General features: G+C 73.2%; 13 protein-coding genes and 1 pseudogene. 6 read left to right on the plus strand and 8 right to left on the minus strand.

Going from position 1 to position 15,043, the window contains the following annotated elements:
* Nucleotides 1-559: pseudogene (locus IE312_RS40700) on the minus strand (hypothetical protein); the annotation flags it as partial.
* A gap of 106 nt (nt 560-665) precedes the next feature.
* Nucleotides 666-1,610 (minus strand): phosphatase PAP2 family protein, encoded by a 945-nt coding sequence (locus IE312_RS18205; protein ID WP_189983034.1) that lies wholly within the window; start codon nt 1,608-1,610, stop codon nt 666-668.
* Between the two features lie 235 nt (nt 1,611-1,845).
* Between IE312_RS18205 and IE312_RS18210 the strand changes: the two genes are divergently transcribed.
* Nucleotides 1,846-2,442: a histidine phosphatase family protein gene (locus IE312_RS18210; RefSeq protein WP_189983036.1), complete on the plus strand. Its 597-nt coding sequence runs from the start codon at nt 1,846-1,848 to the stop codon at nt 2,440-2,442.
* Between the two features lie 63 nt (nt 2,443-2,505).
* Here the strand turns inward: IE312_RS18210 and IE312_RS18215 are convergent, their stop codons facing one another.
* A complete protein-coding gene (locus tag IE312_RS18215) occupies nt 2,506-3,999 on the minus strand; it encodes an NsdA family TPR-like regulatory protein (RefSeq protein WP_189983038.1) in 1,494 nt (497 codons plus the stop codon).
* Nucleotides 4,000-4,264: 265 nt separating this feature from the next.
* On the opposite strand from IE312_RS18215, the gene IE312_RS18220 reads away from it, so the two are divergent.
* Together IE312_RS18220 and IE312_RS18225 are read left to right on the plus strand one after the other, a co-directional pair.
* Entirely contained in the window at nt 4,265-4,669 is a 405-nt protein-coding gene (locus IE312_RS18220; RefSeq protein WP_189983040.1) for a hypothetical protein, read from the plus strand.
* A 102-nt stretch (nt 4,670-4,771) separates the two neighbouring features.
* Complete coding sequence (locus IE312_RS18225; RefSeq protein WP_189983042.1) at nt 4,772-5,635, plus strand: spermidine synthase; 864 nt, start codon at nt 4,772-4,774, stop codon at nt 5,633-5,635.
* Nucleotides 5,636-5,662: 27 nt separating this feature from the next.
* Here the strand turns inward: IE312_RS18225 and IE312_RS18230 are convergent, their stop codons facing one another.
* Nucleotides 5,663-6,193 carry a hypothetical protein gene (locus tag IE312_RS18230; RefSeq protein WP_189983044.1) on the minus strand — a complete coding sequence of 177 codons (531 nt, stop codon included), beginning with the start codon at nt 6,191-6,193 and terminating at the stop codon, nt 5,663-5,665.
* Nucleotides 6,194-6,292: 99 nt separating this feature from the next.
* On the opposite strand from IE312_RS18230, the gene IE312_RS18235 reads away from it, so the two are divergent.
* The 3 genes from IE312_RS18235 to IE312_RS18245 all read left to right on the plus strand — a co-directional run bounded on the left by IE312_RS18235 (nt 6,293) and on the right by IE312_RS18245 (nt 9,982).
* Nucleotides 6,293-7,009 (plus strand): response regulator transcription factor, encoded by a 717-nt coding sequence (locus IE312_RS18235; protein ID WP_189983046.1) that lies wholly within the window; start codon nt 6,293-6,295, stop codon nt 7,007-7,009.
* Nucleotides 7,009-8,412 (plus strand): sensor histidine kinase, encoded by a 1,404-nt coding sequence (locus IE312_RS18240; protein ID WP_189983049.1) that lies wholly within the window; start codon nt 7,009-7,011, stop codon nt 8,410-8,412. The genes IE312_RS18235 and IE312_RS18240 overlap by 1 nt, the downstream gene beginning before the upstream one ends.
* 109 nt (nt 8,413-8,521) lie before the next feature.
* On the plus strand, nt 8,522-9,982 hold the full coding sequence (locus IE312_RS18245) for a glycoside hydrolase family 18 protein (protein WP_189983051.1): 1,461 nt from the start codon (nt 8,522-8,524) through the stop codon (nt 9,980-9,982).
* Between the two features lie 52 nt (nt 9,983-10,034).
* Here the strand turns inward: IE312_RS18245 and IE312_RS18250 are convergent, their stop codons facing one another.
* The 4 genes from IE312_RS18250 to IE312_RS18265 all read right to left on the minus strand — a co-directional run bounded on the left by IE312_RS18250 (nt 10,035) and on the right by IE312_RS18265 (nt 14,806).
* Nucleotides 10,035-11,462 carry a GH1 family beta-glucosidase gene (locus IE312_RS18250; RefSeq protein WP_189983053.1) on the minus strand — a complete coding sequence of 476 codons (1,428 nt, stop codon included), beginning with the start codon at nt 11,460-11,462 and terminating at the stop codon, nt 10,035-10,037.
* A 109-nt stretch (nt 11,463-11,571) separates the two neighbouring features.
* Nucleotides 11,572-12,462: a carbohydrate ABC transporter permease gene (locus IE312_RS18255; protein ID WP_189983055.1), complete on the minus strand. Its 891-nt coding sequence runs from the start codon at nt 12,460-12,462 to the stop codon at nt 11,572-11,574.
* On the minus strand, nt 12,459-13,484 hold the full coding sequence (locus tag IE312_RS18260) for a carbohydrate ABC transporter permease (RefSeq protein WP_189983057.1): 1,026 nt from the start codon (nt 13,482-13,484) through the stop codon (nt 12,459-12,461). The genes IE312_RS18255 and IE312_RS18260 overlap by 4 nt, the downstream gene beginning before the upstream one ends.
* Nucleotides 13,481-14,806, minus strand: a complete 1,326-nt coding sequence (locus IE312_RS18265) for an ABC transporter substrate-binding protein (protein ID WP_189983059.1) — start codon at nt 14,804-14,806, stop codon at nt 13,481-13,483. The genes IE312_RS18260 and IE312_RS18265 overlap by 4 nt, the downstream gene beginning before the upstream one ends.
* Nucleotides 14,807-15,043: the final 237 nt, after the last annotated feature.

Genomic DNA, 15,043 nt, shown 5'->3' on the forward strand with positions numbered 1-15,043 from the left:
AGGCGGCGGGCAGGTTCGAGAAGTCCTTCGGGCACACCAGCAGCACCCGGTGCCGCACGCGCGGGGCGGGGTCCAGCCGCGCCGCGACCTCCTCCAGGGCGAGCACGTACACCGCCGCCTGCCGGGCCGCCGCGCCCACCTTCGCCGGGTCGGCGGAACCGTCCACCATCGGGAACGACTTGATCTCCACCACCGACCAGCTGCCGTCCGGGTGCACCACCACCGCGTCCGGCTCCAGGAAGGCGGGCGAGCCCGCCACGTCCAGGGCGAGCATCGGGTGGTCCAGCAGGGTCCAGCCGCCGGTCCCGGTGGCCTCGCGCAGCGCCAGCGCCGTACGGGCCGTACGCCCCTCGGGGCCGTGCGCGCTCAGGTCGGGCACGGCCGCCCCGGCGGGCGGTTCGGCGCCCGGGTCGAGCCGTCCGTGCACCAGCCGCAGCAGCTCGACGCCGCCGTCCGCCTTCACCCGCGCCTCGAACGCGTTGCCCCGGGTCAGCGCGAACTGCGACTGTCCGAAACCGGAGGGCGCGCCCAGCGCGGTCGCCAGCCGGGCCTTGTCCACCCCGGCACCGTCCAGCACCGCGCGCCGCGTGCACCCCGGGTTCGCGGCGAGCGCGGCCAGGGCACGGGCGTCCAGGGCCTTGGCGGGTACGTCGGGGCCGCGCAGCTCAGCGAGCCGGTGCCGGAGCCCCTTCGCCCGCGTCGCTGGGGGAGGCGTCCGGTCCGGCCGCGGGCTCGAGCCGCGACTCGCGCTGCCGTGGAATTCGCTCACCCGCCGAAGTCTGGCATCCGGCACTGACAATCGGGGAACCCGTGACGTCCGGGGCCGGTGCGGCACCGCGGGACAGCCGGACGCGGAGCAGGTCCGCGGCCCGCAGCACGCGCGGTGCGAGCAGCAGGCCGACGCCCATCACGGCGACGCCCGCGGCCGCGTCCAGGAAGTAGTGGTTGGCGGTGCCCATCACCACGATCGCGGTCAGCAGCGGGTAGAGCACACCGCAGGCCTTCGCCAGGCGGGTGCCGCCGTACCGCCACAGCATGACCCCGCACCACAGCGCCCAGCCCACGTGCAGGCTCGGCATCGCCGCGTACTGGTTGGTCATGCCGCCCATGCCGCGCGGGGCGCTGGCCGCACCGCCCCACCAGCCGTACGAGCTGTACTGGGCCATCGTGTCCACGAAGCCGTGGCCCGCGGAGAGCAGGCGGGGCGGGCAGGTCGGCAGCAGGGTGAAGCCGATCAGGCCGAGGAACGTGGACGTCATCAGCCAGGTGCGGGCCGCCCGGTAGTGCTCGGCGCGCATCTTGAACAGCCACACCAGGACGAGCGGCGTGACGAGGTAGTGCAGTGAGGCGTACCAGAAGTCGGCGGGCACCCCGAGCCAGGCCTCGCGCGTGAACAGCCGGTTGAGCGGGTGCTCGGCGTCGAGGTGCAGGGCCTTCTCGACGCGCAGGATCGCCAGGCCGTGGCCGACGGCGCTGTCGACGTCACCGCGCGCGAGCAGCCGGCCGGCCGAGTAGCAGCCGTAGACCAGCAGGATCAGGGGCAGCTCGGTCCACCAGCGCAGCCGGGTCCGCGGGACCACCTCGGTGCCCGGTGTCACGGTCTGCGGCATCCGATCGCCCTTCCCCTTCTGCTGTGCGGCGCCCCGGCGGGCGACCGTGCCACCTTACGGCGTTCCCGCCGGGCCCACGGAGGGGCCTCCGGCCGCCTTCGGCGCGTTCCAGTCCACGAAGACGCCGGGAACGCCCTGGCGGTTGCCCCGGACCGGGGTGCGCGATGATGGAAGGACCGCATCCACTTCCGGGTTCCGCGTCCCGGATCCGCTCGCTCCACCGGAGAGGTCTCGCATGGCACCGCGCATCCTGCTGGCCCGGCACGGACAGACGGCCTGGTCGCTGTCCGGCAAGCACACCGGCAGGACCGACGTGCCGCTGCTGGAGGAGGGGCGGCGCGGGGCCAAGCTGCTCGGCGAGCGGCTGCACCGGGCGCCGCTGGACGCGCTGGCGGGTGCCGAGGTGCGCACCAGCCCGCTGTCCCGCGCGCGGGAGACCTGCGAGCTGGCCGGTTTCGGCGACCGCGCCACGCCGTGGGACACGCTCATGGAGTGGGACTACGGCGCGTACGAGGGCATGACGCCGGCCGAGATCCAGGCCGTCCGGCCCGGCTGGCTGATCTGGCGGGACGGGGTGCCGGGGGGCGAGACCCTCGCCGAGGTCACCGCGCGCGCGGACGAGGTCGTCGCCTGGGCCCGCTCGGCCGACCGTGACGTCCTGGTCTTCGCCCACGGGCACATCCTGCGGTCGATCGGCGCGCGGTGGCTCGGGCTGCCGCTGGACTTCGCGGCGCGCATCCGGCTGAACCCGACCTCGCTGTCCGTCCTGGGCTGGGCCTACGGGGAACCGGCGATCGAGAGCTGGAACGACGTGGGGCACCTGGCGGGCTGACGGGCCGACCGGTGCCCCCCCGGGGCCACGGCGCGCGGGACGCGGGACGCGGGGAAGCGGCGCCTACCCGCGCCGCGGCAGCGAGGCGTGGCGGTCCAGGAACTCCGACACCCCCGACGCCCGCCGGTGCGGCAGCAGCACCCGTGCCGTCCCCGCGAGCATCGTCTGGATGCGGGAGGACTGGACCTGGTCCAGCAGCGACAGCACCCGCAGCCCCGCCTCCGCCGCCTCGTCGGGACGTCCCGCACGGGCCAGGTCGTCGGCCAGCTCCGCGGTGTACAGCGCGATGTTGCGGGTGAAGTGCGGGTCCTGCAGGTGCGCCGCCCGCCGCGCGTGCCGGGACGCCCGCCCCCAGTCGCCCAGCGTCGACCAGCACTGCGCCTCCAGGCCCTCCAGTTCGGCCTCCCCGTAGAAGCTCATCCACTCGGGGTCGGCGTCCGAGCGGCCGCGCTCGAAGAGGGCGTGCGCGCGGGCCAGTGCCCGGGCGCAGCCGGTGCGGTCGGCCAGCCCCGCCCAGCCGCCCGCCTCGCGCAGCGCGAGCAGGGACATCAGCCGGTCGCAGCCGAGCGGCCGGGCGGCGCGCTGGGCGGCCTGCGCGGCCCGGACCGCCTCCCGGGGTCGCCCGGCGTCCCGGGCCAGGAACGCCGTGTTGCAGAAGGCGTGCGCCTCCAGGGCCGGGTCCCCGGTCATGCGGGCCGTGGCCAGCGCCTCCGCGTAGTGCGAGCGGGCGTCGTCGAAGCGCCCGGAGTCGTGGGCCAGCCAGCCGACGGAGATGGCGAGTTCACCGGCGCCGGCGTGCAGCCGGTCGGCGGTGGTCTGCCGGGTCGCGCCGGCGTCGAGCAGCGCGTAGGCGGCGCGCAGCGGAGCGGCCGCGCGCCGGTAGAGGCCGTCCGCGCCGTGCCGGTCGTCGAGCAGCCGGATCCGGCGGACGGCCTCCTCCAGCGCCACCGCCTCGGGGGTCCCGGCCCGCCGCGGTGTCCGTCCGGCCGCCGCGGCGCCGGTGGCGAGCCCCAGCGGGGCCAGTGTGGCGGCGGCCACCGTGGCGCCTCCGCCGGTCATGAATGCGCGACGCAGCACGTCGCTCTCCTCGTGGTTCAGGGGGTCTTCCGCGAAGGGTTCGTGCGGTTCGTACCGGTGGTGCGGTTCCTGCGGACCGTGCCCGTCCTGCGTGTCGTAGGAGTCATACGGCTCCCCGGCCCCGGGTGACTCACCGGGCGCCGCGCCCGCGGTGCCCGGCCGCGGTGCCTCCCCGGCCGGCCGCGCCGCGCGGCCGCGGACGGACGAGCGGGGGGCGAAGCCGAGGTCGGCGAGGGTGCGGCCGGGGAACATGTGCAGGAACACCCGTTCGTAGGCGTAGTTGGGACAGCGGATCTCGCCGGCCTCGACCCGGCCGACGTAACGCGCGTCACAGCTCACCCGCTCACCGATCTCCCGTGCCGCCCGCCGTACCAGCGCCGCGAACTCGGCCGGGGAGCGCCGGCCGCGCAGCTGCCGGAAGGCGAGGTTCGGCCGGGCTGGCCGTTCGGGCTGTGACGCGGTCGCGGTTGACGACGCCATGGCCGGGTCCTCTCGTGCGAACCGTCGAACCGTGCCGGGACCGGGGTGAAAACGGGACGAGTTGCCCGTGGGACGCCCTGGTTCCGGCGGGCATGAACGTACCTGCTGTGAAGGACCCGCCACGCGGTGTTTGGCTACAAACCGGATATCTCATCCCTGATCTGCCATGAAGTGCCATCCTTTGCGGCGCACTTGTGCCGTAGCCGTTGACGGGTTCGCGCGTTGGATCCCATGGACCGCAACAGGCTGTGTGGTGGAGGCCGGCATGGAGACCAGCCAGAGCAACGAACCCCGTACGTCGTCGTCCGCCCCCGTGGCGGGTGCCACGGCGTGCGACCTCGTCACGGTGCCGACCCGGCAGGGGCTGGAAGCGGTCGACATCCTGCGGCGGGCCGCCGCCGACGCGGTGGGATCCGTGCTGCACGACGACGGCTGCGGCACCCTCGGCTTCCTGGTCCCGGCCGGCACGGCCGCCGGCTGGGACGTGCCCGGCAGCACCTGCACCGGGACCGACGGCCGCGGGCTGCGGACGGCTCCCGAGCCGCCCGTGGAGGGCTCCGACTGGCTGCTGCCGCCCGGCGAGGCCGACCTCGCCACCGACCCGGTGGTGCTGCGCCGGGCCCTGGGCGAGGCGGCCCGCGTGCTCGAGGCCGCCGACAACTGCCGCTGACGCCGGCCCCCCGACAACTGCCGCTGACGCCGACCCGCCGACAACTGCCGCTGACGCCGGCCCGCCGCCGCGACCGCTCGCGGCAGCTGCGAAAATGACCCCATGGGCAGGTCCAGGAACACGCGGCGCGGGACGGCCGCCGCCGTCGAGGAACCGGTCGACGGCGGGACCGCGCGGCTGGAGCCCGACCCGGACCGTGACCGGGCCTGGACGCTGCTGATCGACGGAGCGCCCCAGTCGCACGTCGACCTCGACGACCCGGCCTGGCTCTCCTTCGAGTACCAGCGCCGCATCGGCCACGTCATCGACCTCCTCGCCCCGCCCGGCAGGCCCGTGCACGCGGTGCACCTCGGCGGCGGCGCGTTCACCCTCGCCCGGTACGTCGCCGCGACCCGGCCGCGCTCCACCCAGCAGGTGGTGGAACGGGACGCGCGCCTGGTGCAGCTGGTCCGCCGCGCACTGCCGCTGGACCCGAACGCGCGGATCCGGGTGCGCTCCGCCGACGCGCGCGCGGGCCTGGCCAAGGTGCCCGACGGCTGGGCCGACCTGGTCGTCGCCGACGTGTTCAGCGGCGCCCGCACCCCCGCCCACCTCACCTCCGCCGAGTTCCTGGACGAGGTCCGCCGCGCCCTGAAGCCCTCCGGCGTCTACGCGGCCAACCTCGCCGACGGCCCGCCGCTCGCGCACCTGCGCGGCCAGATCGCCACCGCCGCCGCCCGGTTCGGCGAACTCGCGCTGATCGCCGACGCGGCCGTGCTGCGCGGCAAACGCTTCGGCAACGCGATCCTGGTCGCCGCCGACGCCCCGCTGCCGGTCGCCGACCTCACCCGCCGTGCCGCCTCCGACCCGCACCCCGGCCGGGTCGAACACGGCAGGCGGCTCACGGACTTCACCGGTGGCGCGCCGCCCGTGACGGACGAGACCGCGGTGGCCTCCCCGGCCCCGCCGCCCTCGGTGTTCGGTTAGCGTCCCCCGGCGGCCCGTCCGGAGGGGTCAGTACGTGATGACCTGGACCCGCGGCGGCCCGTCGTGCCAGGTGCAGAACACCGTGACCCGGTCCGCATCCCGGCTGAACTCCACCCGGATCCAGCTCTCCGTCCTCCACACCTGCATCCCCCAGCCGGTCCCCGGGGTCGCCGAGACCAGCGTCGCGTCGGCCCGGCCCAGGTCGAACACCGCCCGGCCGCCGTCGGTGTCGTAGGACCTGACCCGGCCGGACGCGGCGGCGGACGCCGAGGGGGACGCGGAGGGAGAGGCGGCGGGCGGCTGCGTGCGGGCCGGGGTGCGGGCCGGCGCCGGCGTCGGCCGGGCCGGCCGCTCGCGCGGCGGGGCCGGGGCGGGAGAGGGTGTCCGGGACGCGGGGCGCCCGTCCCGGGTGTCCGCGCCGGCCGCCGTCACCGGCAGGGCGCGCGGCGGGTCGTAGACGGTCCCCGCCATCACCGTGTGCACGCCCCACCACGACAGCGTGGCCGCCGCTCCCGTCGCGAGCAGCCAGGCCAGCACGTGTACGAGTCCTCTGCGCATCGCGGGCCATACTGCCTCAGCGGTACCGCCGTGTGCACATGCCCCGGGTTGTCCACAGGCGCCCGCCGGGGGCCGTCCGCATGGCGTACGGTGCGGCGCATGGCAAGTGTGCTCGTGGTCGAGGACGACCAGTTCGTACGCTCGGCGCTCATCCGGCACCTGACCGACGCCGCGCACACCGTGCGCAGCGTCGGGACGGCACTGGAGGCGCTGCGCGAGGTCGCCCATTTCCGCTTCGACCTGGTCATCCTGGACCTGGGGCTGCCCGACCTGGACGGCTCCGAGGCCCTGAAGATGCTCCGCGGCATCACCGACGTGCCCGTCATCATCGCCACCGCCCGGGACGACGAGACGGAGGTCGTCCGGCTGCTGAACGCGGGGGCGGACGACTACCTCACCAAGCCCTTCTCCGTCGAGCACCTCTCCGCCCGGATCGCCGCCGTGCTGCGCCGGGCCCGCTCGGCCGGCCCGGAGGTCCCGCCCCCGGCCGTCCTGCGGGTCGGCGGCCTCACCGTCGACCCGCTGCGCCGCCAGGCCGAGTTGGACGGCGTCCGGCTCGACCTGACCCGCCGGGAGTTCGACCTGCTCGCCTTCCTGGCCGGCCGCCCCGGGGTCGTCGTCCCGCGCAGGGAACTCCTCGCCGAGGTCTGGCAGCAGTCCTACGGCGACGACCAGACCATCGACGTCCACCTGTCCTGGCTGCGCCGGAAACTGGGCGAGACCGCAGCCCGGCCGCGCTACCTGCACACCCTGCGCGGTGTCGGCGTGAAGCTCGAACCCCCCGCGCAGCCCTCGGCGGACGGGCGGGTCCCGTGATGAGGTGGGCCCTGGTCAAGGTGTGCCTGGCGGTCACCACGATGGTCGTGGTCGCCTTCGCGGTGCCGCTCGGCCTGGTCGTCGAGGAGATGGCCCGCGACCGCGCCTTCGCCGGCGCCGAGCGGGAGGCGGCCGCGGTCGCGCCCGCGCTGTCCATCACCACCGACCGGGACGAGCTGGAGAAAGTGGTGGCCTCGGCCGGCGTCGACTCCGGCGTGGCCGTCCACCTGCCCGCCGACGGCGGCCGGGCCGCGCTCGACATCGGCCGGCAGCGCGCCGCCGCCCGTGACATCCGGGCCGTACGGAGACTGGGCCGGGCCTCCACCACCGCCGTCCCCGGCGGCTCCGCCCTGCTGCAGCCGGTCGCGTTCGGATCCGGCGCCATCGCCGTGGTCGAGGTGTACGTGCCCGAGTCGGCGATGACCCACGGCGTCGGCACGGCCTGGGCGGTGCTCGCGGCCGTCGGCCTCGCGCTGGTCGTCGGCTCGGTGGCCGTCGCCGACCGGCTCGGGGTGCGCATGGTGCGGCCCGCCCGGCGGCTGGTCGAGGGCGCGCGCGACCTGGGCGAGGGCAAGCTCGGCGCCCGGGTGCGGGAGGAGGGCCCGACCGAACTGCGGCTCGCCGCCGTCGCCTTCAACTCCATGGCCGACCAGGTCGTCCAGCTCCTGGCCAACGAACGGGAGCTGGCGGCCGACCTCTCGCACCGGCTGCGCACCCCGCTCACCGTGCTCCGGCTGAACGCCGCCTCCCTGGGTGCCGGACCGGCCGCCGAGCAGACCCGCGCCGCCGTCGCCCAGCTGGAACGCGAGGTCGACACCATCATCCGCACGGCCAGGGAGGCCAAGCCGCAGACGGCCGCCGCCGGGCCCGGCGCCGGCTGCGACGCGGCCGAAGTCGTGCGCGAACGCATGGAGTTCTGGTCCGCGCTCGCCGAGGACGAGGGCCGCAAGTGGCGGGTGGCCGGCGTGGACCGCCCGGTGCGCATACCCGTGGCCCGCGCCGACCTGGCCGCCGGCCTCGACGCCCTGCTCGGCAACGTCTTCCGGCACACCGCCGAGGGCACCGCCTTCGCGGTCGACGTGCACAACGGCGACGACGCGGTGATCGTCCTCGTCTCCGACGCGGGCCCCGGCATACCCGACCCCGAGGCGGCGATGGCCCGCGGCCGGGGTTCCGGGACCACCGGCTCCACCGGCCTCGGTCTGGACATCGTGCGCCGGCTCGCCGAGTCCACCGGCGGGGACGTCCGCATCGGCAGCTCGGTGCTGGGCGGCGCGGAGGTGCGGATCTGGTTCCAGCTGGACCCGCGGAAGCCGGCGGGACGCAGACAGCGGGGTGGCGACCGCAGACGCCGGCCGTGCAGATTGGTCTCGACCTTTAACCGGCCCCGATCCCTTCCTTAAGCGAACCCTAAGGTCTCCAACCAACGGCCCGAACAGGCCATTTGTCCATTTCCCGCTCGCTAGCGTGCTGCCGCACCACACCCCGTGAACACCGAAGGCAGGCACGCGCATGAGCACGCACCGGCGCAGGATCAGTGGCAGGAACAAGGCGATAGGCGGTCTGGTGGCCGCGGCCGTGGCGGGTGGCGGCGCGGTCCTGCTCACCGGCACCGCGAACGCGGCCGGCGTGAACGCCGCGTACACGAAGACCAGCGACTGGTCCACGGGCTACAGCGCCCAGTACGTCGTCACCAACAACACCGGCCAGGCCGAGAAGACCTGGACGCTGGAGTTCGACCTCCCCGCGGGTGCCAGGCTCGGCTCGCTCTGGAACGGCGAGTCCAGCGTGAGCGGTCAGCACGTCACCGTGAAGCCCGCCACGTGGGACACCGGCGGCCTGGCCCCCGGCAAGTCGGTGACCGTCGGCTTCGTGGTGAACGGCAGCGGCGACCCGACCGGCTGTCGTATCGACGACACCCGGTGTTCCGCGGACGGCGGCGCCACCCCCGAGCCGAGCGGCCGGCCCACCCAGACCACTCCGGCCCCCACCCCCAGCAGGACCACGGCCACGCCCACCCCCACCAGGACGACCGCTACGCCCACCCCCACGGGCGGCACCGGAACCGGCACCACCGGCTCGGCCGGCTTCGCCCCCTACGTCGACACCAGCCTCTACCCCGCCTTCGACCTGCTCGGCGCCGCCGACGTGACCGGCGTGAAGAACTACAACCTCGCCTTCGTCACCGACGGCGGCGGCTGCACCCCCAAGTGGGGCGGCGTCACGGACCTCACCGCCGACGCCGTGGCGGCACAGATCGGCGCGCTGCGCGCCAAGGGCGGTGACGTCCGGGTCTCCTTCGGCGGCGCCTCCGGCTCCGAACTGGCCACCACCTGCTCCTCCGCGGACGCGCTGGCGGCGGCCTACGGCAAGGCGGTCGACGCGTTCAAGCTGACCAAGGTGGACTTCGACGTCGAGGGCGGGGCACTGCCCAACACCGCGGCCAACACCCGCCGTGCCCAGGCGATCGCCAAGCTCCAGGCCCAGCACCCCGGCCTGGACGTCTCCTTCACCCTGCCGGTGATGCCCGAGGGCCTCACCCAGGACGGCGTGAACCTCCTCGCCGACGCCAAGGCCAACGGCGTGAAGACCACCACCGTCAACATCATGGCCATGGACTACGGCCCCGCGTACAGCGGTGACATGGGTACCTACGCCGAGCAGGCCGCGACGGCCACCCAGGCCCAGGTCAAGAGCGTGCTGGGGCTGTCCGACACCGCCGCCTGGAAGACCGTCGCCGTCACCCCGATGATCGGCGTCAACGACGTCTCCTCCGAGGTCTTCAAGGTCGAGGACGCCACCCAGCTGGTGAACTTCGCCAAGGCCAAGGGCCTCGGCTGGCTCTCCATGTGGTCCGCGGCCCGCGATCAGCAGTGCCCGGGCGGCACCAAGCCCACCGCCGACGCCACCTGCAGCTCCGTCCTCCAGGAGAAGTCCGCCTTCGCCAAGGCGTTCGCGGCCTACCAGGGATAGCCCCCGCCGGCGAAGGGCGCGGCCCGCTCCCACGACGGGCCGCGCCCGCTTGTCACACGGCGGACTTCACCGGCGGCAGCACGCCCGTGCGGGCCGCCTCCGCGTACCACCGCGCGCTGGACTTCGGCGTCCGCTCCAGCGTCGCGTAGTCCACGTACACCGCGCCGAACCGCTTGCCGTAGCCGTACGCCCACTCGAAGTTGTCCATCAGGGACCACAGGAAGTACCCGCGCACGTCGGCGCCGTCGGCGATCGCCCGGCGCACCTCCGACAGGTGCCCGTGCAGGTAGGCGATGCGCTCGGGGTCGTGCACCCGGCCGTCCGGATCGGGCTTGTCGTCGTAGGCCGCGCCGTTCTCGGTGATGTACAGGGGCAGGCCGGGTGCCTCGCGCCGGTAGCGCATGATCAGGTCGTACAGGCCCGTCGGGTCGATCGTCCAGCCCATCTCCGTGCGGTCGCCGGGCGTCTGGTGGAAGAGGACGTCGTCCGCGGCCGGCCAGGGCGAGTGCTCGCTGGAACCGTGGCCGTCCGCCCGGGGGCCCTTGGCCTCACCGGTCGCGGCCGAGACCAGGCACGGCGTGTAGTAGTTCAGGCCCAGCGCGTCCAGCGGGGCGTTGATCGTGCGGACGTCGCCGTCGTGGACGTACGACCAGTCGGTCACCGCGCGCGTGGCCTCCAGCAGCGACGCCGGGTACGCGCCGTGCAGCATCGGGCCGTGGAAGACCCCGTTGGCCAGGTCGTCGATCCGGCGGGCCGCGGCCAGGTCCGCCGGGTCCTGCGAGAGCGGCCGTACGACGGAGGAGTTGAGGCTGATCGCGATCTGGTTGCGGGCCGGCATCACCGACCGCAGTGCCGAAGCGGCCAGCCCGTGCCCGAGGTTGAGGTGGTGGGCCGCGCGCAGCGAGGCCGCCGGGTCGGTGCGCCCGGGCGCGTGCACCCCCGAGCCGTAGCCGAGGAAGGCGCTGCACCACGGCTCGTTGAGGGTGATCCACTGCTCCACCCGGTCACCGAGCGCCTCGCCGACGAGCTGGGCGTACTCGGCGAACCGGAACGCGGTGTCGCGCACCGGCCAGCCGCCCGCGTCCTCCAGCTCCTGCGGCAGGTCCCAGTGGTAGAGGGTGAGCGCCGGCTTGATGCCCCGCGCCAGCAGCTCGTCGACCAGCCGGCGGTAGAAGTCCAGGCCCCGTTGGACCGCCGGCCCCCGGCCCGTGGGCTGCACCCGGGACCAGGAGACGGAGAAGCGGTACGCGGTCAGGCCCAGCTCCGCCATGAGCGCCACGTCGTCGCGGTAGCGGTGGTAGTGGTCGACCGCGACGTCTCCCGTCTCGCCGCCGGCCGTCTTGCCGGGCGTATGGCTGAAGGTGTCCCAGATGGAGGGGGTGCGGCCGTCCTCCCGCACCGCCCCCTCGATCTGGTACGCCGAGGTCGCGGCGCCCCAGAGGAAGGCGGGAGGAAACGTCACGGAGGAAGAGTCAGGCATGGAAGCGCTCCCATGAAGGGTCGGAAGGGCCGACGGATGAAGTGGGGGAGGAGGGGCAGGAGGGGCCGGGACGGCGGTGACCCGGCCCCCGTGAAGCCGGACGGGCGGATCAGCCCTTGATCGCACCCTGCATGATCCCGCCCACGATCTGCTTGCCGAACAGCAGGAAGGCGACCAGCAGCGGCAGCGTACCGAGCAGCGCGCCCGCCATGATCACCGCCTGGTCGGGGACGTAGCCGGTGCCGAGCGAGTTCAGGGCCACCTGCACGGTCGGGTTCTGCTGGGTCAGGGCGATGATCGGCCACAGGAAGTCGTTCCAGGCGAACACGAACGTCAGCAGGCCCAGCACCGCCATCGCGGGCCGCGCGGCCGGGAAGACCACGTGCCACACGATCCGCAGGCTGCTCGCCCCGTCCACCCGGGCCGCCTCGATCAGCTCCGTCGGCAGCGCCTGCACCAGGTACTGCCGCATGAAGAACGTACCGAACGCGGTCACCAGGCTCGGCAGGATCACCGTCTGCAGCTGGTTGGACCAGCCCAGGTCCGACATCCACAGGTACAGCGGTACGACGGCCAGCTGCGGCGGGATCATCATGGTGCCGATGGTCAGCAGCAGCAGCACGCCGGAGAACCGGAACCGCAGCTTGGCGAAGGCGAAGCCGGCCAGCGTGGAGAACAGCACCGTGCTCACCGTGATGGTGCCCGCCACGATCACCGAGTTCAGCATGGCCGTGCCGAGCCCGGCCTGGTCCCAGGCCGCCTGGAGGTTCTTGAAGAGGTTGCCGCCGAACCACAGCGGCGGCGGCGTCTGGGCCAGGCGCCGGTCGGTGCGGGAGGCCGCGACCGCCGTCCACACCAGCGGGGCCAGTGAGACCAGCGCGAACACGGTGAGCACGACGTAGGTCAACGGGCCCGCGTGCAGCTGCTTGCCCGCGCCCATCCGGCCCCGGCCGCGGCGCCGGCCCGCCTCCCGGGGCAGGGTCAGTTCAGTGGTGGTCATTGGGACTTCCTCAGCCGTCGGGTGAGCAGCAGGTTGACCGCGGCGATGATCAGCAGGATCAGGAACATCGACCAGGCGATCGCGGACGCCTTGCCGAGGTTGCCGATGATCCAGCCCTGGTCGTACATGTACAGACCGAGCGTCTGGTACTGGTGCTCCGAGCCGCCCTTGGACCCGCTGACCCCGCCGAACAGCAGCGGCTCACCGAAGAGCTGGGTCGCGCCGATGGTGGAGACGACCACCGTGAACAGGATCGTCGGCCGCAGCTGCGGAATGGTCACGTGCCGGAACTGCTGCCAGCGGTTGGCGCCGTCGATCGCCGCCGACTCGTACAGGTCGGCCGGGATCGCCTGCATGGCGGCCAGGTAGATCAGCGCGTTGTACCCGGTCCACCGCCAGATCACGATGGACGACACGGCGAACTGCGAACCCCAGTCCGACTCCCGCCAGTTGACCGGGTCCACCCCGAAGAAGTGGAGGACCCAGTTGACCATGCCGCCGTCCCACGAGTACAGCAGCGTGAACACCAGCGTCGCCGCCGCCACCGAGGTGGCGTACGGGGTCAGCATCACCACGCGCCACATGGTCGAGCCGCGCAGCTTGTAGTTGAGCAGGTGGGCGAGCGCGAGCGCGGCCAGCAGCTGCGGCACGGTCGAGATCACGCCGATGCTCAGGGTGTTCTTCAGGGCATTCCAGAAGAAGTCCGAGGACAACAGGTTCTTGTAGTTGTCCAGGCCCGCCCAGGTCTGGTGGTCCAGCGCCGACAGCTGCACGTCGTGCAGCGAGTACCAGGCCGTGTAGAGCAGCGGGACCAGCGAGAAGGCCCCGAAGAGAATGAAGAAGGGGGCGACGAAGGCGTACGGCGACGCCTTCATGTCCCAGCGGTACAGCCGGCTGCGCCAGGAGTCGGGCGCCGCCGGCGCACCGCGACCGCGAGCGCCCCGGGCCGCGCCCGGCGAGGTGCCGGACGCGGCCTCGGCGCTCGACGCGGGGTGCGCGAGAGCCTGCTTGGAGCTGCTCACTGGCCGAGCACGTCCTTGATCTCGTTCTTCGCGGCGTCCCAGCCCTGCTCGGGCGACTTGCCCTTCTGCTCGACCTGGAGGATGCCGACGTCGGTCAGCGCGCTGTTGATCGGCTGGTCCTTGACGCCGAAGTACTGCACCGGGATGGTCTTGGCCGAGTCGGCGAAGATCTGCGTGATCGGCGCGTTCGAGAAGTACGCCGTGGTGTCGGCGGCCGGCTTCAGGCTCGCGTACGCCGACGGGGTGGACGGGAAGCTGGCCTGCTTGGCGAAGACCTTCGCCTGCTGCTCGGGCGCGGTCAGCCACTTCACCAGCTCGATGGCCTCCTTCTGGTGCTTGCCCGCGGTCGGCACGCCGAGGAAGGAGCCGCCCCAGTTGGCCGCGGTCGGGGCCGCCGCCACGTCCCAGTTGCCCTTGCCGGCGTCACCGGACTTCTGCTCGATGTAGCCGATCATCCAGGCCGGGCACGCGACGCTCGCGAAGGTGCCGTTCGCGAAGCCCTGGTCCCACGGCTTGTCGAACTGCTTCAGCTTGGCCGACATGTCGCTGGTGGCCACCGCCATCGCCGCGTCCCAGGACTTCTTCACACCGTCGGACTTGTCCCAGACGATGTTGCCGTCCTTGTCGTAGTAGCGGGTCTCGGCGCCGCCGAGGGCCGCGTTGTAGACCGAGGAGGCGGAATCCACGAACTTCGTGCCGTTCGGCGCCTTCTTCATGTACTGCTTGCCCACGTCGACGTACTTCTGCCAGTCGCCCTTCCACTGGGCGGCCAGCTTGTTCCGGTCCGTCTCCAGACCGGCCTTCTTGAACAGGTCCTTGCGGTAGCAGATCGCCATCGGGCCGATGTCCGTGCCGAGGCCGATGGTCTTGCCGTCCTTGGTGGTGGCCTGCGCGAGCTTCCAGTCCAGCCACTGCGACTTGTCGACCTCCTTGCCGAGGTCGACGAACTTGTTCGCCTGGGTCTGCACGGCCTCGGTGATGTTGCCGACCTCGATGGCCTGGACGTCGTCGGTGCCGGCGCCGGCCTGGAGGCGGGTGAGCACCTTCGGCCAGTAGACGTCGGTACGCGTGGTGACGTTCTCCTTGATGTTGATGTCCTTGTGGAGCTTCATGTACTCGTCGTAGAGGCCGGCCTGCTTGTAGCCGAAGACGCCGAAGGTCCCGATGGTCAGCGTGATCCTGCCACTGCCGCCACTGCCGCCCGAGTTGTCCGACGTGCCGTCGTCCGAGTCGCTGGAACAGCCGGCCAGCAGCCCGGTGGTCAGTGCGGCCACGGCCGTGAGGGCCATCAGCCGATGGGACCGGCGGATGCTCGTGCGCATTACGTCCTCCTGTTGCCTGACGTGCCGACCCCCCGGCCAACTGCTGGAATTGGGCCCGTTCGTACTCGCTGCGGCTCGGGCGGGGAACGTGCGGGATGTGTAGGTGTCAGGTACTGTGGGAGCGCTCCCACAAGTGATGTGTTGAAGGGTCGTCGGTTCCCGGCAGGGTGTCAAGGGAACGGACAGGGCGAACCGCGTTCAGTTATCTGCCTGTTAACTGCCCTCCCGGGCCGCCCG

This window comes from Streptomyces capoamus (assembly GCF_014654935.1).
Lineage (GTDB): Bacteria > Actinomycetota > Actinomycetes > Streptomycetales > Streptomycetaceae > Streptomyces > Streptomyces capoamus.

Bases quoted from the DNA above. Each gene is read 5' to 3' on its own strand.
- IE312_RS18240 (WP_189983049.1), top strand. From the start codon at position 7,009: ATGAGGTGGGCCCTGGTCAAGGTGTGCCTGGCGGTCACCACGATGGTC.
- IE312_RS18235 (WP_189983046.1), top strand. From the start codon at position 6,293: ATGGCAAGTGTGCTCGTGGTCGAGGACGACCAGTTCGTACGCTCGGCG.
- IE312_RS18205 (WP_189983034.1), bottom strand. From the start codon at position 1,610: ATGCCGCAGACCGTGACACCGGGCACCGAGGTGGTCCCGCGGACCCGG.
- IE312_RS18210 (WP_189983036.1), top strand. From the start codon at position 1,846: ATGGCACCGCGCATCCTGCTGGCCCGGCACGGACAGACGGCCTGGTCG.
- IE312_RS18255 (WP_189983055.1), bottom strand. From the start codon at position 12,462: ATGACCACCACTGAACTGACCCTGCCCCGGGAGGCGGGCCGGCGCCGC.
- IE312_RS18230 (WP_189983044.1), bottom strand. From the start codon at position 6,193: ATGCGCAGAGGACTCGTACACGTGCTGGCCTGGCTGCTCGCGACGGGA.
- IE312_RS18245 (WP_189983051.1), top strand. From the start codon at position 8,522: ATGAGCACGCACCGGCGCAGGATCAGTGGCAGGAACAAGGCGATAGGC.
- IE312_RS18215 (WP_189983038.1), bottom strand. From the start codon at position 3,999: ATGGCGTCGTCAACCGCGACCGCGTCACAGCCCGAACGGCCAGCCCGG.
- IE312_RS18250 (WP_189983053.1), bottom strand. From the start codon at position 11,462: ATGCCTGACTCTTCCTCCGTGACGTTTCCTCCCGCCTTCCTCTGGGGC.
- IE312_RS18265 (WP_189983059.1), bottom strand. From the start codon at position 14,806: ATGCGCACGAGCATCCGCCGGTCCCATCGGCTGATGGCCCTCACGGCC.
- IE312_RS18225 (WP_189983042.1), top strand. From the start codon at position 4,772: ATGGGCAGGTCCAGGAACACGCGGCGCGGGACGGCCGCCGCCGTCGAG.
- IE312_RS18220 (WP_189983040.1), top strand. From the start codon at position 4,265: ATGGAGACCAGCCAGAGCAACGAACCCCGTACGTCGTCGTCCGCCCCC.